Origin of the sequence: Brucella sp. IR068 (assembly GCF_049065885.1) — a bacterium.
Lineage (GTDB): Bacteria > Pseudomonadota > Alphaproteobacteria > Rhizobiales > Rhizobiaceae > Brucella > Brucella intermedia.
Map to the genome: position 1 here is coordinate 244,732 of NZ_JBAKHE010000003.1, position 22,394 is coordinate 267,125.

Sequence of the window (22,394 nt, forward strand, 5' to 3'; positions counted from 1 at the left end):
TAGGGCAACGATGTCTGTTTCGATTATCATCAAAACCTTGAACGAGGAAAAGCGCATCGCCGAGGCTGTTGAAAGTGCCCTGAAAGCCTTGCCCGGCGGAAAAGTCGAAGTGATCGTAGCCGACAGCGGCTCTACCGACCGCACGATCGAGATCGCGCGGGCCTATCCGATCAGGATCGTGCAGATCGAACCGCCGGCGCAGGCCAGTTGCGGCCTCGGCCCGCAGCTGGGTTTTCAGTATTCGACCCAGCCTTTTATCTGCCTGATCGATGGCGACATGATAATTGAGCCGGATTTTCTGCCAGCCGCTCTTGCTTATCTCGACAATCACCCCGATGCCGGTGGCGTGACCGGCCATGTCGTGGATCAGGTTCTCGAAAGTCTGGAATTCCAGCGCCGTTCAAAACGACATTCGCCCGAAGCACGGACAGGCGATATCGACCGGATGAACGGCGGCGGGCTCTACAGGCGCAGCGCCATCGAGCAGGCCGGATATTTCTCGGATCGCAATCTGCATGGTCACGAAGAGTTCGATGCCGGTGTTCGCCTGCGAAGCCATGGGTGGAAACTCCATCGTCTGGACCGGCCGTTCGTGCAGCATTTCGGCTATACGATGAATGCCTACAAGCTCCTGGTCCGTCGCTGGAAGAGCAAATACCTGCGTGGCACCGGTGAAGTATTGCGTGCTGCAATGGGGCAGCCGCATCAAAAAAATCTGTTTCGCGAACTGCCGGAATTGCGCCTCTGGGGCGCGGTCTATCTCTGGTGGCTGGCCATTGTGGCCGCTCTGTTTTTCGTGCCGGGATGGTTTCCTGCAATTGTTGTGGCGGCCATTATTGCCGCGGCGCCGTTCGTGGCAATGTGCGTCCGAACGCGTAGTATCGAGCTTGGTGTCTACGCGGTGGTTGCATGGATATTCCATGCAGCAGCACTGCCCCTTGGCTTTTTTCAGCCACGCCGTAAACCGACCGACTGGATTGAGAGCAAGGTTATAAGGGAGCCCTGATGGACATTCGGCGACTGGCCTTATCCGCCTTGTTTATCGGCCTCGCAGTGTCTGGCACCGGTGCTGAAGAATGGCTTCCCGTCAAAGAAAACAATCTCGAAATCTCCGCCGGGAGCCCTCTCGATTTTTCGGGGTTTCTGGCCAATACGCCGATCGAAGAAAAAAATCGCCTGATCGCAAATCCCTATGGGCATTTCGCTCAGGCTGACAAGCCGGGCGAGGCGCTCCGGCTGCAATGTGCGTCAATTGCCTGGGGACCGCCGTCGTCGGGGGCGGTGGATCATGCCTTTATCGATCGATATGTGCGGCAGCTTCGTCTGCACGGTTACAATATAGCCCGGTTTTACTTCGTTGATGCCGATCTGATGCTCGGACAGGAGCGGGATTTCGACTTCCGCCCTGAAGCCCTTGACCGGATGCGCTATCTGATGGCTGCGCTTAAGCGCGAAGGCATCTACTGGATTATCGACGGACTGACGTCCGAGAGCGGCGCCCTGGGCGGCAAGGACATCGATCGCTGGGGCGTGGACGGCAATCTGAAGCGCCGGATCTATGTGGACGATGCGGCATTTGATCATTGGCTGCGTTTTCAAAAAGAAGTCTTCGCGACGGTCAATCCTTATACGGGACTTGCACCTTTGCACGATCCCGCGCTCGCGCTGATCGTTCCTTTCAACGAAAATGGTATCGAGTTTACGAGCTTTGTGCATGAGCACGCTGACGGGACAACATTCTGGACAGGCTATCGTCCTGCATTCAATGCTTTTCTGAAAAAACGATATGCGGATACCCGTGCCTTGTCGCGAGCCTGGGGCGGTTTGGCCTCCGGCGAAAATCTTGAACAGCAAACTGTCCAGTTGCCGCAAAGCCGGAGCGGCGGCGGCGGACGATTGCGGGATTTTCAGGCTTTTCTGGTTGAGAGAGAACGGTTGTTGACCCAACGTCTGGAGCAGGCGTTCCGCGATCTTGGTTATCGCGGCCTCGTCGCTCCCTATAACAACTGGTTCACGGTCCAGACGGCTCTTTCGCGGCAAAACCAACAGGCGGTCGTCGCCAACACCTACCACGACTGGATCGGAACCCTGAACCCCGGTACCGAAATCAAGGATACGAGTTCGATTGCCGACGCCGCTTCCTACGTCGGTGAAATCGCCGCCGGACGCTGGCTCGGACGGCCTTTTCTCGCAACAGAATACGAGCACCTGTTCTGGAACCGTTATCGCTATGAAGCCGGAATAATGATGCCAGCCTATGCCGCTTTGCAGGGGTGGGATGGTATCTGCCGCCATGGTCAGGGGCCGCTGACACTTGCATTCGACGAGGCAACTCCATTCCGTCAGCGCATCATCCCCTATACCTTCGCTGTAGATCCCGTCGCCCGTGCCGGTGAGACACTGGCATCGTTGCTGTTTCGCAGGGGCGACGTCGAAACGGCAGCTTTCAATGTGCCGCTCATGATGCAGGGAGAGACGAGTCTTGGTGAATCGCTGGAGTTTCCAGAACCGGCGCGACTGAAGCCGTTGGCGCTTGTCGGAGGGATCGGTCTGGCGACGAAAGAGCAGGCCTGGCCGCAGGGACTGCAAAAATTGGTTGCGGTGGACTACCGGAACGTCTCGCTCGACAACGTGTTGCAGCGTTTGAAGGGCGCAGAACTTCTGCCGCGGGATAATGCCACTGATCCGTCGCAAGGCTTGTTTGAAAGCGCTACAGGCCAGATCATGCTCGACCGCAACAGGCAGCGGATGCAGGTTGTTACACCTGAGACCGAGGCCATTGCCTTTGCCGAGCTGAGAGACCCCGTGACATTAAGTGAGCTGTCCCTCGGCAATGCGGAGGCGAGGGGGTTGTTTGCTGTTTCGGCAATTGATGGAAAGGTGCTGAAGGACAGCGAAAAGCTGCTTGTCATTTTCGCCAGCGATGCACGGAATTCCGATATGCGTTTCCGTGACAAGGCAGAGAAGGTTATTGAAGACTGGGGACGTCTACCGGTTACCTTGCTGCGCAATCGCGTGGATGTGAATTTGGCAGGAAACACGGTGTCATGGACGCTCTCTCCGGTTGGCCTCGATGGCAAGGTCCACGAACGAATAGCCGCCGGGTCTGGCCCGATCGCTTTCCGTTTGGATAATGGTGCGGGCAAAGCCGGACCGACCACTTTCTTCCTTCTGGAAAGGAAGCTTGCTGTTCAATAGAAATCCGTCGACAACCTGCTCCAGCTTTCGCCGGCAAGTCCGCCAATAAAGATATCATTGCGCTGGATCGCGCCTAGTATGTCCTCGTTTGCGGTGACCACACAGACATTGGCTTTGAGACGAAAGAACATGATGGATTGCTGCGAGAGCGCATTGAGATAGCGCGGATCGACGCGGCCTTGGGCCGCGATATGTCCTTCCTCCTGCAGATGGAGCAACATCGCTTCGACAGCAGGTTTTTCCGCCCCGGCTTTTGCAACGACATTCAGAACTTCCGCCATGCCATTGGGGCGGCTGTAGTAGCAGAAAAGGGCGCTCGGACCCCCGGATTGTTCGCTGATCTTGCAGAACCGCAAGATACCGGCCGCCCGGTTGCCCGCCGCCATATCCAGCAGCCAGTTGATGTCGTTTTCCGTCCAGTCCGGATGTGCGCAATAGCCTTGCAGGAAACCGGAGATGAGCGAGACAGCCTCATCCTTCGCTATTTCCGTCACATTCGCTTGCGACCTGGGGGCCTTCTTGATTGGCGGGAGGGGAAAAAGGGGATTGAGCATTTTGCCAAGCGAGCTTGTCCCGCGCCCTCCGAGGATTGGACGCCGTTCGGCGACGTAATTGGCCACGTAGCTGGCGGCCTGAAACACCCGTGTCCAACCCAGACCATGCGCGCTGAGAACAATTCCGCCGATTGCTTCGGAATGCCTGAGACTTACGGGGGCTGCGCTGTCGGTGAAATTGAATAACTTTTCGCTCGGACGCAGGGTAAGGGTCAGTTCAGCGGCGCCGCGGGGGGAGACCTCCGGCTTCATCATGAAAGCGCAAACCAACCGCCCCATGACATTTTTCCCGTTGACCTTGTAAGGGATGGGCAAGACCGAGAGTGCGCTGTCGATCTCGCCGCGCTCGTCCTCGTGCACAACACTGCCAATCGCAGGGTCGTAATAGGGGTTCTCGAAGAAAAATCGCTGAAAATACTGATCGAAAGCTTCGTTACATGACTTCGAATGTGGGCGAAAAACTCGCTGAAACAGGTTTCGGATCGCCGGGATATCATCAAGCTTCATTGCGCGAACGCGCCGCGATTTGACGTCGTTTGCCGAGGTCGAGATATCCGCCATCTAAGCCCCCACTGTTGAAACCGCTTTCTTCTCTTCTGCGTCACGACTCCGACGAACGAGGTAGATAACACATCCCCATGATGCCAGCACAATACTGATTTCAATTGCGTAAATGGCGGCGAAAGTTCCCGTGATCGGCGCGTACCACGTTGCCAGTGCCAGGAGCGGCGCGCCGAGAATATTGCCTGTGTTGAGGACAGCCGTGCGATAGCTGTGCTGGCTGGCGGCACCCAGAAGATCGACTGCTATCGACCACAGGGCAACAAACACGGTGATCCAGCAAAGCGTGCGGCAGAACGAAACCAGCGTGTCATACTCACTGCCAAACAGATAGGGCAGATAGGGCGCGATGATAAACACGGCCAGCGACGTCAATATGCCGATTGCAAAAGCGGCCCCAAGCAGGCGCATCGTGATCGGCAGGGCATGATGGATGCCGTTTGCGCTGGCGCGGGCCAGATGAGGATAGACCAGACGGTTCATCGCCTCGACGGTCAAGGTGCTGCTGTCGATGATACGACGTGTGACGCCGTAACTGCCGACGACGCTCGGCGGCATCAATGTGCCGAGGAGCAGGAGGTCTGCATTCTGGCGCACGGCCTTGAAGATGAATTGCGAAGCAAACATCACGCCCAGCCGTATTTCGTCGCGCACGATCGTATATTGCGGCCGTCCGAGCCTGCGCAGAAACAGTGCGTAGACCACGGCGACCAGTACATGGGCTCCAAACTGCCAATAGGCCCACCCGACGACAGTGGAGACACCGAATAGAAGGCAGGCGATTGCTGCCGCAATGGTTCGGGCAATGGCAAACCCGACGACGGAGAGATTGGCGGATACGAAGTCGGTATGTGCGATATAAATCTGCTCGACCAGCAGGATGAGGCGCATAAGCACGATGTTGGTGACGAGCAGCAGGAAAAGCCCGAACAGGTTTCCTGTAAATTCAGGAGAATTGTAAAGCCAGAGCGGCAATATGATCATTCCGGCGGCGACGAGGACAATGCCGGTAATCGCGATGAGAATGAGATTGTGGCCGAGCATCGCGGGGTAGATCGTCCGGTCCTGCGCCACGCGGCGCACGAGGCATTCTGCTCCGCCCAGGCCACAGATGAAGGTAGCGATGTTGGTTACGGCCATTACGGTTACGAACAGGCCAAACTCGTGGGAACCAAGATACCGCGCCAACAAGGCAAATGTAAAAAGCTGTGCGATGTTTGCTGCAAAAAGGCTGCCGCTAGAAGCTGCGTAGGACAGTAATGTCGACCAATGGCGTTTCAAATTTTCATACCGAATTTTCGGGCCGGTCCGGACCGTAGTGAAGCGGAGTGCTTTTTGTTGAATTTCTGATGGTGCAGCATATGCTCCGTTTTCTCTTAATCCCGAAAAACACAAGGTGCCAAGCACGTCGACGGAAATTTGTCGCAAACTGCAAGACTAAATGATCCTCAAGGGCATTTTGGTGACACCATTGCGGATGATTGCCTTTCATTAACCGAATTTTTTAATCTTTAAGTCTAAGGAAAACAGTGGCGCCATGTTCGCGCTGTCGAGTGAACTTTAGGGGCAACTAATGTATACGTTGCGTGACCTCGCTTCGAAAGCACGGGTAACGGAGGCCGCTGGTGAAAATCCGGTCCCCGTAGATGAGCGGTTGCGCGCAGCCCGGCGCGAAACGCATATTATCCGCGAAGAAGAGAGGACCACCGAAACAATTGCGCCCGCTCACAACGGGCTGATGTTGCCTGAAATCGACCTGTTTGAAGCGCTGGCCTGGATGCGTGCCCGGTGGATTCTGATAGCCGCGCTCGCGATCATCGGCGGCCTGGCGGGCCTTGCTTACGGCATGACGGCAAAGCCCCGATATACAGCCTATACCGATTTGCTGGTGCCCCCATCGGGTCTTCAGTTGCTGCCCAATGACGTCTATGCCCAGAGCCTTCAGGCGGACAGCCAGATTCTCGACATTGAAAGCAAGATGCGCATCCTGACTTCCGGCAACGTGCTCCGGCGGGTCGTAACGGATTTGAAACTGAATGAAGACGAGGAGTTCGTCCCGCCTCCGCCAGCCTTCGATCTGCGAGCCATGCTTGGCCTCAGCAAGCCTGCAGGTCCGAAGGATGATACGCTGGCTGCGGTGCGCGCCCTGTCGCAGCGCATTACCGTTACGCGGCCTGAACGATCCTATCTGGTCACGATTGCCGTCTGGACGGATAATCCGGAAAAATCGGTGAAGGTTGCGGATTCTCTCGCAAACGCCTTTCAGGAAGAAGTCGCCCAGGCGGATGCCGATGGGGCGGGGCGGGCGGCTGCGGCCCTATCCGAACGTCTGGCTTCGCTGCAAAAGGCCGCGACAGAAGCGGAAGAGAAAGTTGCCGCGTTTCGCAGGGCGCATGGCTTGCAGACCGCCGGCGGCGAACTTGTCAGCACCCAGTCCATGACGCAGATCAATTCCAAGCTGGTTGACGCCAAGGCGCGAGTTGCCGACGCAAGCACGCGCTACGAGGAATTGACGAGGGACACGGGCAGCGCCGTCAGTCCTGCGAGTACATTGCAGTCGCCTACGATGACGAACCTGCGCGGACAATATGCATCGCTGAAACAGCGCTACGACGCTCTCGCGATGACCTATGGGCCACGGTATCCCGAATTGATAAATACGGAGCGGCAGCTTGCCGGTCTGGAGCAGCAAATGGCGCAGGAACGGGCGCGTATTCTGCAATCCGCGAAGGTTGATCTGGATCAGGCAAATGCCGTTGTCGCATTGCTCAACGCCCAGGCTGCTTCGGCCCGTTCAGCGGTGGCGCTTGACAATGACGCACAAGTCCAGCTTTCGGACCTCGAACGTGACATGGCCGCGAAAGTGTCGATCTACAACACCTTTCTGACCCGCTCATCGGAGACGAGCCAGCGCCAGCAACTGGATGCGACCAACATACGGATCATTTCGACGGCCATTCCGCCGATCGGCCGGAGCTGGCCTCCGAAGACGCTGGTGCTCGGTGCGGGAGGCGGTATCGCCGGTATGGGACTTGGTGTGGTGCTGGCGCTCGGCCTCGGCTATCTTGGAGCGTGGCGCAGAAATCGGGAAGGTACGATCTGACCTTGGCTGAGCTGTCGGTTCATTACCGTGAGGAGATACAGCCGCGAGTCTCGTCAGCTGTCGGAGCTGGCCTTTTTCTGTGCATGTTCCTGTTTATGTGGATAGGCACCAATCCCTATCCCGACATTGGTGCGGTGACCGGTGTCACAGCCAAAGCCGCCGACTCCAGTTCCTTCAACCAGCTTGTCACTCTCTTCTTGACGGGCGGCTTTCTGATCTGCGGATTGAACAGCTCCATGCGCAGTGTCATCATGCAGCCGCGCATTCTGATGGGGCTCGTTTTCTTCTGGCTTCTCCTGACGGCTTTGCTGTCGGCCCACCCCATGATCGCCAGCAAGAAAGTCGTGCTGTCTATCCTGACTGCCTTGAACGCGAGCATCTTTCTTATGTTGCCGCAGTCCGAACGCCAGATGGCGCGATTGCTGGCAATTGGCTCACTGATAACGCTGGCATTTGCCTATTTCGGCGTAATTTTCATGCCGCAGCGCGCTATTCATCAGGGCACTGAAGTCCTTGAGCCCATGCTGGCTGGCGCCTGGCGCGGTCACTATCCGCACAAGAATGCCGCCGCCGCATCTTTGGTGCTGATGAGTTTTCTGGGGCTTTACATCCGGAAACGCGGTTTGCCGATAACAGGTCTGCTGATTGTCGCCCTTTGCGTTTTTTTCGTGTTGCATACAGGCGGCAAGACATCGACGGCCATGTTGCCTTTTATCGTGGTGATGTCGCTGGTGTTCGTGCGGTGGAAATGGACGCGTGTTTTCATTGCAGTCGGCGGGATCGCGGCCTTTAACATTGTTGCCGTAGGGGCCGCTGTCTTCGATCCACTGCGCGAGCTTGTAGAAAGCTTGGGAGTTGACGCCAGTTTTACAAACCGTTCTGATATCTGGAAACTTGCATTCTCTGCGATCTCGGCCAAGCCGGTTTTCGGCTACGGTCTGGACTCGTTTTGGAAAACGCCCGAAATGGTCTATGCAGGCGGCGGCGGTGCAAGCTGGGCGGTTGCCGCCTTCAATGCGCATAATTCATTCCTCGATATGATGATCAATGCTGGCATTATTGGTCTCATTCTGACACTCATCTGGATAATGATTTTGCCGCTTCGATATATTAGGGAAGCGGAAAGCACAGACAACGACCCTATATTAACGCTGCTTTACATTCGCCTTTGGCTTTACGGATTATATATGTCTTGTATGGAAAGTACGTTCTTTCAGAACGGTGGGGCACTATGGTTCTGTATCATGGTTGCTGTCTTCGGATTGCGCTTGCAGGCTAAGGCAAGGCTCGTCTGAAACAGCTTGGGGAGCTGGGGGCAATGGCGGAAATGGATAGTCTCGAGAGGGCACGCAGACGTCTGGAATGGTACGCCATTCGGCTGAACGACAGCATCAGTCGCCGGTTTCCGTTGCGCCCGTTCTGCTTGCCAGCCAACGAACGGATCATCACTTTTACGTTCGACGATGTACCCGACACGGCGGAAAGCGCCGGAGCTGCGATCCTTGACAAGCACGGCGTCCATGGCACTTTTTATATTGCCGGCAGCATGGTCGGCACGAAGGAGCGCGAGAGGAACCTGATCACGCAGGAAGGGTGCCGGAAGCTGGTTGAAGGGGGGCACGAGCTGGGTTGCCATACCTACAACCATCTCAAGGTCCCTTATTTCGGCGCCGGGGAAATAGCAGCTGACCTGGACCGCAACACGGCCTATCTCGATGCGTTCGAGCCCAATCGTGGCATGCCACGCAATTTCGCTTATCCTTATTGCGCATCTTCCATGATGACACGGCGGTTATTTGCTGACCGTTACGCGACCTGTCGCGGCGGTGGCAATCGTATCAATCGCGGCATGATCGATCTTGCCTTTTTGCAGGCAGTGGAAATAAGACAGCCGGACGACGGGGCTGCACGCCAGACCCGCTGGATCGATGACCTTAGTGCCAATCCTGGCTGGCTCGTCTTTTATACGCATGATATCAGCGATACGCCGACTGAATTCGGGTGCAGGCCTGAGACCTTCGAGCGCCTCGTATCCCATGCGGTGAAAAGCGGGGCGACCATTCTTTCTGTCCGCGAGGCGGTGGCGCGCCTTGAAGCGCATCCCGAAAGACGTGAAACGGTTTTCGGATAAGATGCGCATCAAAAGACAAACTGCTGAGACGCGCCGATTTGTTCAATCAAATCGAAACGCTCCAGCGCGCAACGAGGTGCTGTTTGACGCATGTGAATGATACGGCCCATCGTCTGCTGGCGATTAATAACTATTTTTATCGGCGTGGCGGCGCCGAAACTGTTTTTCTCGACCACATCAAACTGTTTTCGGAGATCGGCTGGCAAACCGCACCGTTTGCCATGCAGCATCCGGATAATTTTCCCTCCGACTGGTCCTCCTATTTTGTTTCCGAAATCGAGTATGGCCGGGAAAGCAGCCCGTTCACCAAAGTCGTGCAGGCGGGTAAGATCATCTATTCATGGGAGGCGCGGGACCGGATCAAGGCATTGATCGAACACTTTCGCCCCAACGTCGCGCATGCGCATAATATCTATCATCATCTATCGCCGTCGATTTTTCCGGTTTTGAAAGAGGCTGGAATTCCGACGGTCATGACGGCGCACGACCTTAAACTTGCCTGTCCGGCCTATAAGATGCTGTCCCACAACCAGATCTGCGAGCGCTGCAAGGGCGGACGCATCTACAATGTGGCGCTCCACAAATGCATCAAGGATTCCACAGCGCTGAGCGGACTGGTTTTCGTTGAGACAGCGATCCATCGCATGCTTGGCCTTTATCGCAATACGCTTGACCGTATCGTTGTGCCGAGCCGTTTCTATATTGCAAAGCTCGCCGAATGGGGATGGCCGGAAGAAAAGCTGGTCTATATCCCCAACTTCGCCCACACGGACGACCTGAAGCCCTATGCGGATGAAGGCGATTATTTCGCCTATGTCGGACGGCTGGCGCCGGAAAAGGGGATTGGTACTCTCATTCGCTCAGCGGCTCTTGCTGGACAGAAACTTGTCATTGCGGGCACTGGGCCGGAGGAAGAATCCTTGAAAGCGCTCGCGGCTGAGGCGGGCGGAGATGTCACCTTTGCAGGCTATGTCTCGGGCGAAAGATTGCATCAGCTTATCGGCGAGGCGAAAGCGCTCGTTCTGCCGTCTGAATGGTATGAGAACGCGCCGATCAGTATTCTCGAAGCCTACGCACTCGGGGTGCCGGTGATCGGCGCCGACATTGGCGGAATTCCCGAAATGATTATCGAGAGCGAGACCGGGATGGTTTCGCGTACGGGCGATATCGACGACCTCGCCCGCGTCCTGGGCGATTTTGCGCGGTTGACCCCGCAGGCGCGGCGCAAGATGGGAGAGGCAGGCCGCATGTGGGCCGGCCATGAATTCTCGCCAGAGGCGTACAGAAACCGGACGCTGGAACTCTATGCCGAGTTGGGAGCGTTTTGATGGTGCGAAGCGATAAAAGACCTCGCGTCATGATGCTGGGCCTGCGCGGTGTCCCCAATGTGCAGGGGGGCGTGGAAAAACACGTCGAAGAACTCGCCCGGCTCTATTTGACGAAGGGCTGGGATGTGGAGGTGATCGGACGCCGTCCTTATCTTGAGAAAAAGCAGCCTTATGTCTGGGAGGGCGTAGAGGTGACGCCAGGCTGGGCGCCTACCTCCATGAAGTTCGAGGCAATTGTGCATACGGTGCTGGGCGTGCTGCGTGCAGGTTTCACACGCCCGGATGTCTTGCACATTCATGCGATCGGTCCGGCTCTTGCGGTTCCGCTGGCACGTCTGTTCGGTCTGCGCACGGTCGTGACCCATCACGGTTTTGACTACAATCGGCAGAAGTGGGGACGGCTTGCGCGCGCAATGCTGAAGCTTGGCGAATGGTGCGGGATGCGTTTTGCAAATGCGCGCATCGCAGTGTCCAACGATATCGCAAAAACCATGCAGCAGCATTATCATGTGCCGATCACTTTCATCCCCAATGGGGTCACGCTTCGCCCGGCCTGCCAAGACACGAGGTGGCTGGAAAAGCACGGGCTTGATCCCAAACGCTACATTGCTCTGGTGGCGCGGATCGTTCCGGAAAAACGTCAGCTTGATCTTATTGAAGCCTTTGCAAAACTTGCGGATCCTTCCTTGAAACTGGCCCTGATCGGATCAGCGGAATATACGGCTGAATATGCCGGAACCGTTCGTGCAAGGGCTGCGGCTGTACCCGGCGTTGTGCTGACGGGCGCGCTTCAGGGGGAGGAACTGTCGGCCCTGTTCAGTCAGGCCGCACTATTCGTCCTGCCTTCCAGCCATGAGGGCATGCCGATCGCGCTTCTCGAAGCCATGGGATACGGCTTGAACGTGCTTGCAAGCGATATCACTGCAAATGTGGAAGTCGGACTTTCGAAGGATAGCTACTTTCCACTGGGCGATGTGGATGCGTTGAAGGATGCGCTGCGGCGGAAAATCGATCAACCTCTGACAAGCGAGCAGTCGCAGGAAATGATCGACTGGATCGCAAGGGACTATAGCTGGAGCGGGATCGCTGATCGCACGCTGAAGGTCTATGAGGAAGCAATAAGGGAATAGGAAAGTAGGGGGATATGGGAGAAGAGCCAGCTCCCAAAGTCGCCCCGTGCTGCAACCAGCAACTTATCCGCGTTTCTCCACCCGACAATCATCATAGTCGCATATGTGTTTTTTAGTTCGGATCTTGCGGAAATGCTGAAATAGAAAAAGGGAGCTGCCGAACACGTTCGACACACTCCCTTATTCCCATACTTTCCTTAAATCAGCGTGCCCGGCGACGCTCTGCGGTCGGCTGAAAAGCCAGACGCGAATGGTAGCTGCAATATGGGCTCGATTCACCGGATTCATGGCCGCAGAAATGGAAGTCTTCGTTCAGCGGGTCGCCGATCGGCCACTTGCAGGTGCGTTCGCTCAACTGCAACAGCGAGAGCCTGCGGGAAATAGGCACCACCACGTCGGAAGCGGGCTTGACCACTGTTTCCGCAACAACGTCCACGGCATAGTCCACCTGGAGGGCCGTCGCGCCGACCGTCTTGGTCACCGTGGCCGTGCGCATCGTCGTCGTATGTACGCCGGTTGAATGTTGTGCTGCAGGACGTGGCGATGCGGCAACCGTATTGACTTTCTTGCTGCGCGGAGCAGCGGTCGTGGTCTTGCCACGGCCCGAAAGCTTCAAACGGTGCACTTTGCCGATCACTGCATTACGGCTGACGCCGCCAAGCTGCGCTGCGATCTGGCTCGCGCTCAAGCCCTCGCTCCACAGTTTCTTCAGTAGTTCGACGCGTTCGTCTGTCCAGTTCATCGCCCTGGGCTCCAATCATTTTCGTTATCCGGAATCCGGCAGTGTTCTCGGATCGCTCCGAGCAAAAACACCATATCTATCCGGGTGACTAGGTCCGCCGCACGAAATGTAGCTTTAATCTCTAAAAAGAAACTACAATATCCAACGACTCCATGACAAGGGATAGCCTTGTCAGGCGGATTCCATTTTTACGGTTTTCCCCAACTTGGGTGCCAAAGACGGTTTTTATTTGATCCGCCCCGAAATTTTGCACGCAATTGCTTCAGAACTGAAAACCCGGATTGTTTCAGGATGGAACATCGCGGACTTGCGGAATGAGCAACGTCGTCTGGCAGTCTCAGCCAGGGAAAGGCCATTCACTATATAGTATGGGTGTCTACGTAAAGCCACCTTCGATGCCGGAGTGCGGCAAGAGCGCGAAAATGCATGAACTCATGTCGAAAGATGGCCCTCAAACCTCGCTTGCTTTGATTGACATTTTTTCTGCGAACGCCAATATACGCGCGAGATAAATATGCCGCCCAGAGGGCGGTTTTTTATTTCTACCGAAGGCTCAGGCTAGGAAGCATGGGTCTGAGCCCATTCCTCTCATGTCTCCTCGTAGTTTCGTGACGGCTTGGAATGGGGTGTTGGGCGCTCGTCGAAAGGTGGGAACCGTTTCGGGTGCCTGAGGACTGTTTATGGGAAAACACAGCTTTGCCGGCGCAGCTGGGCAAGCTGCTAATATGGGCTTTGGAGGCCTGATGCTATGACCGACGCTACGACCGTGCAACCGCTTTACGACACCTATAATCGTGCGGCTCTGCGCTTCGAGCGAGGTGAGGGCATCTGGCTTATTACCGAAAGCGGTGAACGTTATCTCGATTTCGCGGCGGGCATTGCTGTGAACTCGCTTGGTCATTCGCATCCGCATCTGGTGGAAACGCTGAAGGCGCAGGCGGACAAGCTCTGGCATCTGTCCAACGTTTATGAAATTCCGGCGCAGGAAAAGCTGGGGCGGCGTCTTGTCGAAAGCACTTTCGCCGACAAGGTCTTTTTCACCAATTCCGGCGCTGAAGCACTCGAGTGCGCGATCAAGACCGCACGCCGCTATCATTATGTGAGCGGCCATCCGGAACGCTTCCGCATTGTGACTTTTGAGGGGGCTTTCCACGGCCGCACCCTGGCCACAATTGCCGCGGGCGGTCAGGCCAAGTATCTCGAAGGTTTCGGCCCGAAGGTCGATGGTTTCGATCAGGTGCCGTTCGGCGATGAGGCGGCATTGCGCGCCGCCATCACCGACGAGACCGCCGGTATCCTGCTTGAACCCGTTCAGGGCGAAGGCGGTCTGCGCGGTTTCCCGGAAGAATTCATGCGCATGCTGCGCCAGGTCTGCGATGAGAAGGGCCTTCTGCTGATCCTTGACGAAGTGCAGACCGGCGTCGGTCGCACCGGCAAGCTGTTCGCGCATGAATGGGCCGGTATCAAGCCGGACATCATGGCGGTCGCCAAGGGTATCGGCGGCGGCTTCCCGATGGGCGCCTGCCTCGCAACTGCCGAAGCTGCCAAAGGCATGACGGCGGGTGTTCACGGCACGACCTACGGCGGCAACCCGCTGGCCATGGCTGTAGGCAATGCGGTTCTTGATGTTGTGCTGGCCGATGGCTTCCTCGAGAACGTCCAGGCTACCGCTCTGGTCATGAAACAGGGGCTCGCCTCCATCATCGACCGCTACCCGGACGTCGTTTCGGAAGTGCGTGGTCGTGGCCTGTTGATCGGTATCAAGTGCGTCGTGCCGAATACCAGTCTCATTCAGGCTCTCCGTGACGAGCATTTCTTGAGCGTCGGGGCCGGCGACAATGTCGTCCGTCTGCTTCCGCCGCTGATCACGACGCCCGAAGAAGCGCGCGAAGCATTGAAGCGCATCGAAATGGCGGTCGAACGGCTCGCAACTGCAAATCCGACCAGTAAGACAGCGTGATATCATGGCTAACGATAACGGGATCAAACACTTTATCGACCTCTCCGCTGTACCTGCATCGGAGCTTCGTGCGATCATGGAAGACGCCAAGGCACGCAAGGCGCGCCTCAAGGCTGGAGAAATGGAGAAGCCATTCGCAGGCAAGGTGCTTGCGATGATCTTTGAAAAGCCCTCCACCCGTACGCGCGTGTCCTTCGATGTCGGCATGCGCCAGCTGGGCGGCGAAACAATCATGCTGACCGGCTCGGAAATGCAGCTCGGGCGCAGCGAAACCATCGCCGACACGGCGAAGGTCCTGTCGCGCTATGTCGATGCGATCATGATCCGCACCACATCGCATGACCGGATGCTCGAACTTGCGGAATATGCGACCGTTCCGGTCATCAATGCACTGACGGATGACACGCACCCTTGTCAAATCATGGCCGACGTTCTTACATATGAGGAACATCGCGGCCCGATCAAAGGCAAGACCTTTGCCTGGATGGGGGACGGCAACAACGTCCTCCACTCGCTGGTCGAAGCTGCGGCGCGTTTTGATTTCAACGTCAATATCGCAACGCCGGAAGGCAGCGAACCCAAGTCGCACTATGTCGATTGGGCGAAGGCGAACGGCGCGAACATCATGTCCACCACCGATCCGGAACGGGCGGCGAGCGGTGCGGATTGCATCGTGACCGACACGTGGGTTTCGATGGGGCAGGAAGATCATGCTCGCGGCCACAACGTTTTCATGCCCTATCAGGTCAATGCGCGACTGATGGCAAAAGCTGATCCAAAGGCGCTTTTCATGCACTGCCTGCCCGCCCATCGCGGCGAGGAAGTGACGGATGAAGTGATCGATGGACCGCAATCGGTCGTATTCGACGAAGCGGAAAACAGGCTCCATGCCCAGAAAGCCATTCTGGCGTGGTGCCTGCAAGGCCGCGATTTGGGAGCATAATTTGGCTGACAAGACCAGCAACGAGCATATCGAAGTCGAGAACATCCACGTCAATCTGGGCGATTTCGACTTCGCAGGCGATGACGCTGTCGTGCCCTTCCAGGTGGAGGGGCTCGACGTTCGCGGTCGCGCGGTTCAGCTCGGCCCGAGCATCGACGGCATTCTGAAACGCCATGACTATCCCGAAGAAGTGGCCCGTTTGCTGGGGGAAGCAACGGTTCTGACCGTATTGCTCGGCACCTCGCTCAAATTCGAAGGCAAGTTTATCTTCCAGACGCAGTCCGACGGTCCCGTCGACATGCTGGTGGTGGATTTCCGCACGCCGCGTTCAGTCCGTGCCTATGCACGTTTTGACGCGGAGCGCCTGAAGGAAGCGGTTGCCGCAAACAAGACGAAGCCGGAGGAACTGCTGGGACGGGGAACGCTGGCCTTCACAGTCGACCAGGGTGCTTACACCCAGCGCTATCAAGGCATCGTCGCGCTGGATGGTTCGACGCTGGAAGAAATCGCTACGACCTATTTCCGTCAGTCGGAACAGATTCCAACCGACCTCAAACTGAGTGTCGCCAAGCTTGTCGAGCGTGGCGCCGACGGAAAACCTGTCGAACAGTGGCGGGCTGGCGGACTGATTATTCAATTCCTGCCGGAATCCGAATTGCGCGCGCGCATCCCCGATTTGCCGGGTGGCGACGAGGACGGAGCCGAGGCCGCCTACCATCCGGAAGATGACGCGTGGGACGAGGCTCGCTCGCTGGTGGGTACGATTGAAAGTTCGGAACTGACGGACCCGCAAGTCGGCTCGGAGCGGCTGCTTTACCGGCTGTTCCATGAACGCGGTGTGCGTGTGTTCGAATCTGTGCCTGTGCTGGACGAATGCTCGTGCTCGCGAGAGAAAATTTCCGGCGTGCTGTCAGGCTTCACGGCCGAGGAAATTGCAGAAAGCGCGGAAAACGGAAAGATTTCCGTAACTTGCGAATTTTGCTCGAAAATCTATTCGTTTGATTCGGCAGAGTTCGGGAGCTGAGGCGTAGATAATTAGTAGGAATTTATCCCCGTGTTCGGGCAGGCTTTTATTCTCCACCAGTCAATTGTGGAGATACGATATGCCCGACATTTGGATACCGGTTACCCAGCAGAATCTCGAGATCGAGGCTGGCAGTCCGCTCGATTTTTCGACATTCCTATCAAATCCGCCGATTGACGAGGAGCGACGGCTCATCGTCAATTCGGACGGTCACATCGCCTTGCAGAGCAATCCGGCCGTTCCATATCGGCTGCTGTGCGGAGCCATTGCAACTATTCCCGACCATGTGACAGCGGACAGGATGGCTGTTCAGCTGCGTCGTCATGGATATAATTGCGCACGGTTCCATTTTCTCGACATCGCTTTGATGGAGGGGCAGCTTCAGGATTTCGAATACCGACAGGATATTCTTGATCGGTTCCGCTACTACATGGCCGCGTTGAAACAGAACGGCATATACTGGGTCGTCGATGGCCTCACATCGAATGCTGGCGCGTTGGGCGGCGTAACGGACCGCTGGGGAACGGAAGGCCGGCTGAAACTCAAGACGCATGTTGAGAATGCGGCTTTCGGCCATTGGCTGCGCTTTCAAGTCGATATCTTCGGGACGGTCAATCCCTATACCGGGCTTGTGCCTTTCGAAGACCCGGCTATGGCGATGGTCGTGCCGTTCAATGAGAATGGATTGGTGTTCAACTCGTGGGTTTACGCCAACGGCGACCTCCAGGCGTTGGCGGAATTGAAGCGGCCGTTCAATGCTTGGCTGGAGGAGCAATATGGTACCACGGCTGCCTTGCAGGCTGCCTGGGGCGGCGAGTTGCTGGGTAGCGAGCAAATTGAAAACGCCACAGTTGCCTTGCCTTCAAACCGCTATGCTGCGTCCAAACGGCTGCGCGATTTTGCAAGTTTCTGCGTGTCGGTTGAAACCGAGACGGCGAAGAAAATGAGCGACTGCATTTATGCGATGGGCTTCAGGGGTATCATAGCACCCTATAATAACGGATATGGCATCCAGACCACGCTCACACGCCGCAATCAACAGGCGGTGGCGATGAATACTTATCATGATCCGAACGACAATATGACGGGGCCGATATTCCAGACCAGTTCGTTTGACGGCGCGGTGGCCTACGTCCGCAATGCGGCTGCGACACGTCTGGCAGCAAAGCCATTTGTGATGACGGAGTATGATCACGTTTTCTGGAACAGGCATCGCTACGAGGCGGGGCTTGCAATGCCGGCTTATGCCGCTCTGCAGGACTGGGATATTCTGTGCCGGCATAGCAATGGAGCACTTGTCCTTGGCTATGGCGGTAGCGATTTTAACGAACAGTATATCCGTCCTTACCGCACGGCACTTGATCCCGTTGCCCGTGCCGGCGAAACCCTGTCGGCGCTGCTCTTCCGCCGTGGAGACGTTGCAAAGGCGTTGCATCGTGTGGTGGCGCAGATACAGGATGTCGGAAATCTGGCGGGGCTGGACATGCAGGAACCGGATGCGGTGACGATCATGTCGCTGATGTCTCGTTTCGCCCAAGGGGATGCTCCGTTCGCACCGGACGCTGTGACGGTCGGTTCCCCTCGCCAGATTAGCACCCGTGCGGACGCCATCGCATTCCTGCGGAGCCATGGAGTTCTGGCTGCGACAAATCCAAGCGATGCAGCATCGGGGATATATGTCAGCGATACCGGAGAGATCAGGCTTGATAGTGCGGCCAAACAGATGCGGGTTGTCACGCAGCATACGGAAGCACTTGCATTCTCATCGATCACCCAACCGGTACAACTCGGGCAACTCTGGGTCGGTGCAGCTTCCGGGGCGGGCATGCTGGCTGTTTCTTCGCTCGATGGCGAGAGGGTAGCGGACAGCAGCAAGCTATTGCTGATCTTCGCCACGGATGCACGTAATACCGACATGGTATTCGCCGACAACGAAGAAAAGACTGTCAGTAGCTTCGGCACCTTGCCGGTGCAGATCAAGGTTGGGCATGTCTGGTTCAAGATGCCGATCAACACGGCCTGGCGCTTGTCCCCGGTCGGACTGGATGGCGTGGTGCAGCCTCCGGCGATTACGGGTGACGGAACGGATGGACTCAATGTCGAGCTTTGGAACAATGCTTCTGTTCTGCCGAACCCACCGGGACCAACGACTTATTTTCTGATCGAACGCGTTTAAAAACTTTCTCACCGGGCGCCGGATTGCGCGCCCTGTTGAAAATCGAGCGCGCTTTTCTCCGAGCAGAGCGGCGGCTTCCTGAAAAGGCAAAGAACGGAGTTGTGTTCTGTTCGTCATCTGCCTTCGCAAAATGCTGGGATATCTTCAATTCAAGGTGCGTCGCAGGTCCGGCATGTCAAGCGAGAAGGCGGGGATATCGACTTCGAACATGCTGCCGCCATTACCCTGCATCTGATACCGTCCGACCATGACACCGGATGTGGTGGTTAACGGGCAGCCCGAGGAATATTGAAATGAATCGCCGGGCTCAAGTGTCGGCTGTTCGCCAACCACACCCGCGCCGCGCACCTCTTCGACGTGCCCGTTTGCGTCGGTAATCTGCCAGTAACGCGAGCGAAGTTGTACGGTTTCCGTCGAATTGTTGGCGATCGTTATACGATAACCCCAGACATAACGGTTTTCGTCGGGGTCCGACTGATCTTCCAGATAGAAAGGCTCGACAGAAACCTCGATCCCCCGCGTTACCGCTCTATACATGCGCACCGCCCTACATTCACATCGGCCCTGGCACCCTGCAATCCGGATCGCAATGATGCTGTCTACTCAACGGTTCGTCGGTTCGGTTTACGGACGCCGCTTTTCGCCCCTCCTATCGCTAAAGTTGCGGGAGGGTCAACAATGTGGGGCAGAAAATACGATGCAATTGCCGAAATCTCCGGCAATTGCATCGTTTACGCCTCCGTTTGCAGCCTAAATGCCACAATGTGGGAAGCAGCTGTTCAGCGCGCGACCTTAAACGCTGCTTCCACGTCTTCCACAAGGTCGTCCGTATCCTCAAGGCCAAGCGATATCCGAAGCAGGCCGTCCGAAATACCCAGTTCGGCCTTGGCCTCGTCGGTAAGGTTCTTGTGCGTCGTGGTTGCCGGGTGGGTAATAAGGCTTTTTGCGTCGCCCAGATTGTTGGAGATGCTGAAGACCTGCAAGGCGTTCTGGAACTTGAACGCTGCCTCCTTGCCGCCTTCCAGCTCCAGAGCGATGAGGGTTGAGCCACCGGTCATCTGCCTGGCGATGATGTCGGCCTGCGGATGGTCCGCCCGACCCGGATAGATCACGCGCTTCACGCCCGGCTTGCCTGCGAGGAAGTCGGCAACCGCTGCCGCCGACAGCGTCTGCTGGCGTACACGCACGGACAGTGTTTCAAGGCCTTTCAGCATGATCCACGCGTTGAATGGGCTAAGGCCCGGGCCCGTGTGACGGAAATAATCCTGCAGGGTATTTTCAATCCATTCGCGGTCGGAGAGGACCACGCCGCCAAGGCAGCGCCCCTGACCGTCAATGTGCTTCGTCGCAGAATAAACGACGATATGCGCACCGAGCTCCAGCGGCTTCTGGAATAGCGGGGTTGCGAAAACATTGTCGACGATCAGTTTGGCGCCTGCTTCGTTGGCGACCTGGGCGACGGCAGCAATGTCGATGATTTCGAGCGTCGGGTTGGACGGGCTTTCAAGGAACATCACCTTGGTGTTCGGGCGAACAGCCGCTTTCCAGTTTTCGATGTTGGAACCATCGATGATCGAGATTTCGACGCCGTATTTCGGCAAGATCGTCTCGACGATGTAGCGACAGGAGCCGAAGACGGCGCGAGCCGAAATCACGTGATCCCCGGCCTGCACCTGACAGAGAATGGCTGCTGCGACCGCAGCCATGCCGGAGGCGGTGGCGCGTGCTTCTTCCGCGCCTTCCAGCGCGCACATGCGCTTTTCAAACATGTCGGTGGTCGGGTTGGCGTAACGCGAATAGATGAAACCCGGGTCCTCGCCCTTGAACCGCGCTTCTGCGGCTTCGGCATTGGGATAAAGGAAGCCCTGCGTCAGAAACATCGCTTCCGACATTTCGGCAAATCCGGAGCGAAGCGATCCGGCATGCACGAGTTCGGTTGCAGGGCGAAATTTGCGGGTATTCTCAGTCGTCATTTTTCCAACCTGTCGAAAAGCTGGTCGGCCGGGGCAGGATGTTGAGCCTCGGCGGCCAATAAAAAACCGGCCTTGCGAAAACGCAAAAGGCCGGTAACGAACCGCGGCCTTTTTTAGCGAATTCTTTAACGTGGCTGCAAGCCGGCCGGCCAAATCACCACGGAACAGTTTTCCATTATGCCTGTTGCGCGGAGCCGTCAATGCCGAAACCAACGCATTTCTCGAAAAGCGCATCCGGGGCGCCATGAAAATACTCTGATTCCTGCGGAAAACCCGGTTTCTAGCGGTTGGAAGGGTTGGCATTGAGGCCCCGAGCGGTCAATGGTCTTTGTCAAGCAATGCCTAGAGCACGTCTTTCGAAATCGGGAACCGGTTTCGGCAGACCTGCGTGAAAACAAGAGATTAAAGCATGTCGCCTGATTACGACAAAGTACGACATGCTTGAGGCTACGGAGTGTCGGGTCGATGACGCAGAAAGATGCTGGAATTCTGGCGGACGCGGATATTTCCGCGCTGTTTGAAAGCGGTTTGCTGGCGTCTCCGCGCGCCCTTGATCCCGACCAGATACAGCCCGCGAGCCTTGACCTGAGGCTGGGCGCAAAAGCCTATCGTGTTCGCGCTTCCTTCATGCCGGGACCCGGGACGCCGGTCATCGAAAAGCTGGAACGGTTAAAACTGCACGAGATCGACCTGACGGCGGGAGCCGTTCTGGAAACGGGCTGCGTTTACATCGTTCCGCTTCTCGAAAGCCTGGCGCTGTCGCCTGATCTTTCCGCGTCGGCAAATCCGAAAAGTTCAACGGGCCGCCTTGATATCTTCACCCGCGTCATCGCCGACGGAGCGCAGGAATTCGATAAGGTGCCTGCCGGATACAACGGTCCGCTTTATCTGGAAGTCAGCCCGCGCACATTTCCTATCGTCGTGCGTACGGGATCGCGCCTGTCGCAGATACGTTTCCGCAAGGGACGTGCCCAGCTTGACGAGGCGGAACTTGCTGCATTGCACAAGGCCGAAACGCTGGTCGCAGCGGAAATGCCGAACATCTCCGGCGGTGGCATTGCGCTGTCGGTTGATCTTTCAGGTGGTCCTGAGCGGCTGATTGGCTATCGCGGCAAGCACCATACGGCTGTGGTGGATGTGGACAAGCGTGCGGCGCACGACATCCTTGATTTCTGGGAGCCGATCTATGATCGGGGTTCGCGCGAACTCGTGCTTGACCCGGATGAATTCTATATTCTCGTTTCGCGCGAGGCAGTGCATGTCCCGCCGCTCTATGCGGCTGAAATGACGCCCTTCGATCCGCTGGTCGGCGAATTCCGCGTTCATTATGCCGGCTTCTTCGATCCGGGCTTCGGGCACAGCGCTGCGGGCGGAACCGGAAGTCGCGCCGTTCTGGAAGTCCGCAGCCACGAGGTTCCATTCATTCTGGAACATGGGCAGATCGTCGGGCGGCTGGTTTACGAACATATGCTGCATCGCCCATCTGCACTTTATGGCGTCGATCTCGGCTCCAACTATCAGGCGCAGCAGTTGAAGCTTTCCAAGCATTTTCGTTGACTATAATAGCCTCC

Annotated in this window: 19 protein-coding genes and 1 riboswitch; of the genes, 12 read left to right on the forward strand and 7 right to left on the reverse strand. The window is 56.7% G+C overall.

Annotated elements, in window-relative coordinates:
• Positions 1-10: 10 nt before the first annotated feature.
• Positions 11-1,006 carry a glycosyltransferase gene (locus ACOWVS_RS06900; protein WP_021586271.1) on the forward strand — a complete coding sequence of 332 codons (996 nt, stop codon included), beginning with the start codon at positions 11-13 and terminating at the stop codon, positions 1,004-1,006.
• Complete coding sequence (locus tag ACOWVS_RS06905; protein WP_075041777.1) at positions 1,006-3,198, forward strand: glycoside hydrolase; 2,193 nt, start codon at positions 1,006-1,008, stop codon at positions 3,196-3,198. Before ACOWVS_RS06900 ends, ACOWVS_RS06905 begins: the two co-directional genes overlap by 1 nt.
• On the opposite strand, the gene ACOWVS_RS06910 is transcribed toward ACOWVS_RS06905, so the two are convergent.
• Entirely contained in the window at positions 3,192-4,313 is a 1,122-nt protein-coding gene (locus ACOWVS_RS06910; protein WP_021586269.1) for a hypothetical protein, read from the reverse strand. The genes ACOWVS_RS06905 and ACOWVS_RS06910 overlap by 7 nt on opposite strands.
• The gene (locus ACOWVS_RS06915) at positions 4,314-5,594 is read right to left on the reverse strand and encodes a lipopolysaccharide biosynthesis protein (protein WP_021586268.1); all 1,281 of its coding nucleotides are present in this window, start codon (positions 5,592-5,594) and stop codon (positions 4,314-4,316) included.
• Between the two features lie 292 nt (positions 5,595-5,886).
• Here ACOWVS_RS06915 and ACOWVS_RS06920 point away from each other — a divergent pair, with 292 nt between their 5' ends.
• Positions 5,887-7,416, forward strand: coding sequence for a GumC family protein (locus ACOWVS_RS06920; protein ID WP_025089716.1), 1,530 nt, complete (start codon positions 5,887-5,889; stop codon positions 7,414-7,416).
• Between the two features lie 115 nt (positions 7,417-7,531).
• On the opposite strand, the gene ACOWVS_RS06925 is transcribed toward ACOWVS_RS06920, so the two are convergent.
• The gene (locus ACOWVS_RS06925; RefSeq protein ID WP_420984157.1) at positions 7,532-7,753 is read right to left on the reverse strand and encodes a hypothetical protein; all 222 of its coding nucleotides are present in this window, start codon (positions 7,751-7,753) and stop codon (positions 7,532-7,534) included.
• On the opposite strand from ACOWVS_RS06925, the gene ACOWVS_RS06930 reads away from it, so the two are divergent.
• Together ACOWVS_RS06930 and ACOWVS_RS06935 are read left to right on the forward strand one after the other, a co-directional pair.
• On the forward strand, positions 7,740-8,711 hold the full coding sequence (locus ACOWVS_RS06930; protein ID WP_235694299.1) for an O-antigen ligase family protein: 972 nt from the start codon (positions 7,740-7,742) through the stop codon (positions 8,709-8,711). The two genes, ACOWVS_RS06925 and ACOWVS_RS06930, sit on opposite strands and share 14 nt — an antisense overlap.
• A gap of 23 nt (positions 8,712-8,734) precedes the next feature.
• Positions 8,735-9,547, forward strand: a complete 813-nt coding sequence (locus ACOWVS_RS06935; protein WP_021586265.1) for a polysaccharide deacetylase family protein — start codon at positions 8,735-8,737, stop codon at positions 9,545-9,547.
• Between the two features lie 8 nt (positions 9,548-9,555).
• Here ACOWVS_RS06935 and ACOWVS_RS06940 read toward each other — a convergent pair whose 3' ends face one another.
• A complete protein-coding gene (locus ACOWVS_RS06940; RefSeq protein ID WP_230350371.1) occupies positions 9,556-9,777 on the reverse strand; it encodes a hypothetical protein in 222 nt (73 codons plus the stop codon).
• Between ACOWVS_RS06940 and ACOWVS_RS06945 the strand changes: the two genes are divergently transcribed.
• Both ACOWVS_RS06945 and ACOWVS_RS06950 read left to right on the forward strand, forming a co-directional pair.
• Entirely contained in the window at positions 9,670-10,875 is a 1,206-nt protein-coding gene (locus ACOWVS_RS06945) for a glycosyltransferase family 4 protein (RefSeq protein WP_235694352.1), read from the forward strand. The two genes, ACOWVS_RS06940 and ACOWVS_RS06945, sit on opposite strands and share 108 nt — an antisense overlap.
• A complete protein-coding gene (locus tag ACOWVS_RS06950) occupies positions 10,875-12,005 on the forward strand; it encodes a glycosyltransferase family 4 protein (RefSeq protein ID WP_021586263.1) in 1,131 nt (376 codons plus the stop codon). The genes ACOWVS_RS06945 and ACOWVS_RS06950 overlap by 1 nt, the downstream gene beginning before the upstream one ends.
• Positions 12,006-12,207: 202 nt before the next feature.
• Here ACOWVS_RS06950 and ACOWVS_RS06955 read toward each other — a convergent pair whose 3' ends face one another.
• Positions 12,208-12,747, reverse strand: coding sequence for a GcrA family cell cycle regulator (locus ACOWVS_RS06955; RefSeq protein WP_021586262.1), 540 nt, complete (start codon positions 12,745-12,747; stop codon positions 12,208-12,210).
• 748 nt (positions 12,748-13,495) lie between these two features.
• Between ACOWVS_RS06955 and ACOWVS_RS06960 the strand changes: the two genes are divergently transcribed.
• The 4 genes from ACOWVS_RS06960 (at position 13,496) to ACOWVS_RS06975 (ending at position 18,850) form a co-directional block, all read left to right on the forward strand.
• Entirely contained in the window at positions 13,496-14,707 is a 1,212-nt protein-coding gene (locus ACOWVS_RS06960) for an aspartate aminotransferase family protein (protein ID WP_021586260.1), read from the forward strand.
• A gap of 4 nt (positions 14,708-14,711) precedes the next feature.
• A complete protein-coding gene (gene argF, locus ACOWVS_RS06965) occupies positions 14,712-15,650 on the forward strand; it encodes an ornithine carbamoyltransferase (protein ID WP_025089714.1) in 939 nt (312 codons plus the stop codon).
• 1 nt (position 15,651) lies between these two features.
• Complete coding sequence (locus ACOWVS_RS06970) at positions 15,652-16,674, forward strand: Hsp33 family molecular chaperone (protein ID WP_021586258.1); 1,023 nt, start codon at positions 15,652-15,654, stop codon at positions 16,672-16,674.
• Between the two features lie 79 nt (positions 16,675-16,753).
• Positions 16,754-18,850, forward strand: coding sequence for a hypothetical protein (locus tag ACOWVS_RS06975; protein WP_021586257.1), 2,097 nt, complete (start codon positions 16,754-16,756; stop codon positions 18,848-18,850).
• 144 nt (positions 18,851-18,994) lie between these two features.
• On the opposite strand, the gene apaG is transcribed toward ACOWVS_RS06975, so the two are convergent.
• Together apaG and ACOWVS_RS06985 are read right to left on the reverse strand one after the other, a co-directional pair.
• A complete protein-coding gene (gene apaG / locus ACOWVS_RS06980; protein ID WP_006471061.1) occupies positions 18,995-19,387 on the reverse strand; it encodes a Co2+/Mg2+ efflux protein ApaG in 393 nt (130 codons plus the stop codon).
• Positions 19,388-19,629: 242 nt separating this feature from the next.
• Positions 19,630-20,823: an O-succinylhomoserine sulfhydrylase gene (locus tag ACOWVS_RS06985; RefSeq protein WP_075041776.1), complete on the reverse strand. Its 1,194-nt coding sequence runs from the start codon at positions 20,821-20,823 to the stop codon at positions 19,630-19,632.
• 91 nt (positions 20,824-20,914) lie between these two features.
• Positions 20,915-20,994, reverse strand: a riboswitch (SAM riboswitch).
• A gap of 294 nt (positions 20,995-21,288) precedes the next feature.
• On the opposite strand from ACOWVS_RS06985, the gene ACOWVS_RS06990 reads away from it, so the two are divergent.
• Entirely contained in the window at positions 21,289-22,380 is a 1,092-nt protein-coding gene (locus ACOWVS_RS06990) for a 2'-deoxycytidine 5'-triphosphate deaminase (RefSeq protein WP_021586255.1), read from the forward strand.
• The last annotated feature ends 14 nt before the right edge of the window (positions 22,381-22,394 follow it).

Bases quoted from the DNA above. Each gene is read 5' to 3' on its own strand.
- ACOWVS_RS06955 (WP_021586262.1), bottom strand. From the start codon at position 12,747: ATGAACTGGACAGACGAACGCGTCGAACTACTGAAGAAACTGTGGAGC.
- ACOWVS_RS06990 (WP_021586255.1), top strand. From the start codon at position 21,289: ATGACGCAGAAAGATGCTGGAATTCTGGCGGACGCGGATATTTCCGCG.
- argF (WP_025089714.1), top strand. From the start codon at position 14,712: ATGGCTAACGATAACGGGATCAAACACTTTATCGACCTCTCCGCTGTA.
- ACOWVS_RS06930 (WP_235694299.1), top strand. From the start codon at position 7,740: ATGATCGCCAGCAAGAAAGTCGTGCTGTCTATCCTGACTGCCTTGAAC.
- ACOWVS_RS06920 (WP_025089716.1), top strand. From the start codon at position 5,887: ATGTATACGTTGCGTGACCTCGCTTCGAAAGCACGGGTAACGGAGGCC.
- ACOWVS_RS06905 (WP_075041777.1), top strand. From the start codon at position 1,006: ATGGACATTCGGCGACTGGCCTTATCCGCCTTGTTTATCGGCCTCGCA.
- ACOWVS_RS06975 (WP_021586257.1), top strand. From the start codon at position 16,754: ATGCCCGACATTTGGATACCGGTTACCCAGCAGAATCTCGAGATCGAG.
- apaG (WP_006471061.1), bottom strand. From the start codon at position 19,387: ATGTATAGAGCGGTAACGCGGGGGATCGAGGTTTCTGTCGAGCCTTTC.
- ACOWVS_RS06960 (WP_021586260.1), top strand. From the start codon at position 13,496: ATGACCGACGCTACGACCGTGCAACCGCTTTACGACACCTATAATCGT.
- ACOWVS_RS06985 (WP_075041776.1), bottom strand. From the start codon at position 20,823: ATGACGACTGAGAATACCCGCAAATTTCGCCCTGCAACCGAACTCGTG.
- ACOWVS_RS06910 (WP_021586269.1), bottom strand. From the start codon at position 4,313: ATGGCGGATATCTCGACCTCGGCAAACGACGTCAAATCGCGGCGCGTT.
- ACOWVS_RS06940 (WP_230350371.1), bottom strand. From the start codon at position 9,777: ATGCTGCATGGCAAACGGTGCGGTTTGCCAGCCGATCTCCGAAAACAG.
- ACOWVS_RS06900 (WP_021586271.1), top strand. From the start codon at position 11: ATGTCTGTTTCGATTATCATCAAAACCTTGAACGAGGAAAAGCGCATC.
- ACOWVS_RS06950 (WP_021586263.1), top strand. From the start codon at position 10,875: ATGGTGCGAAGCGATAAAAGACCTCGCGTCATGATGCTGGGCCTGCGC.
- ACOWVS_RS06935 (WP_021586265.1), top strand. From the start codon at position 8,735: ATGGCGGAAATGGATAGTCTCGAGAGGGCACGCAGACGTCTGGAATGG.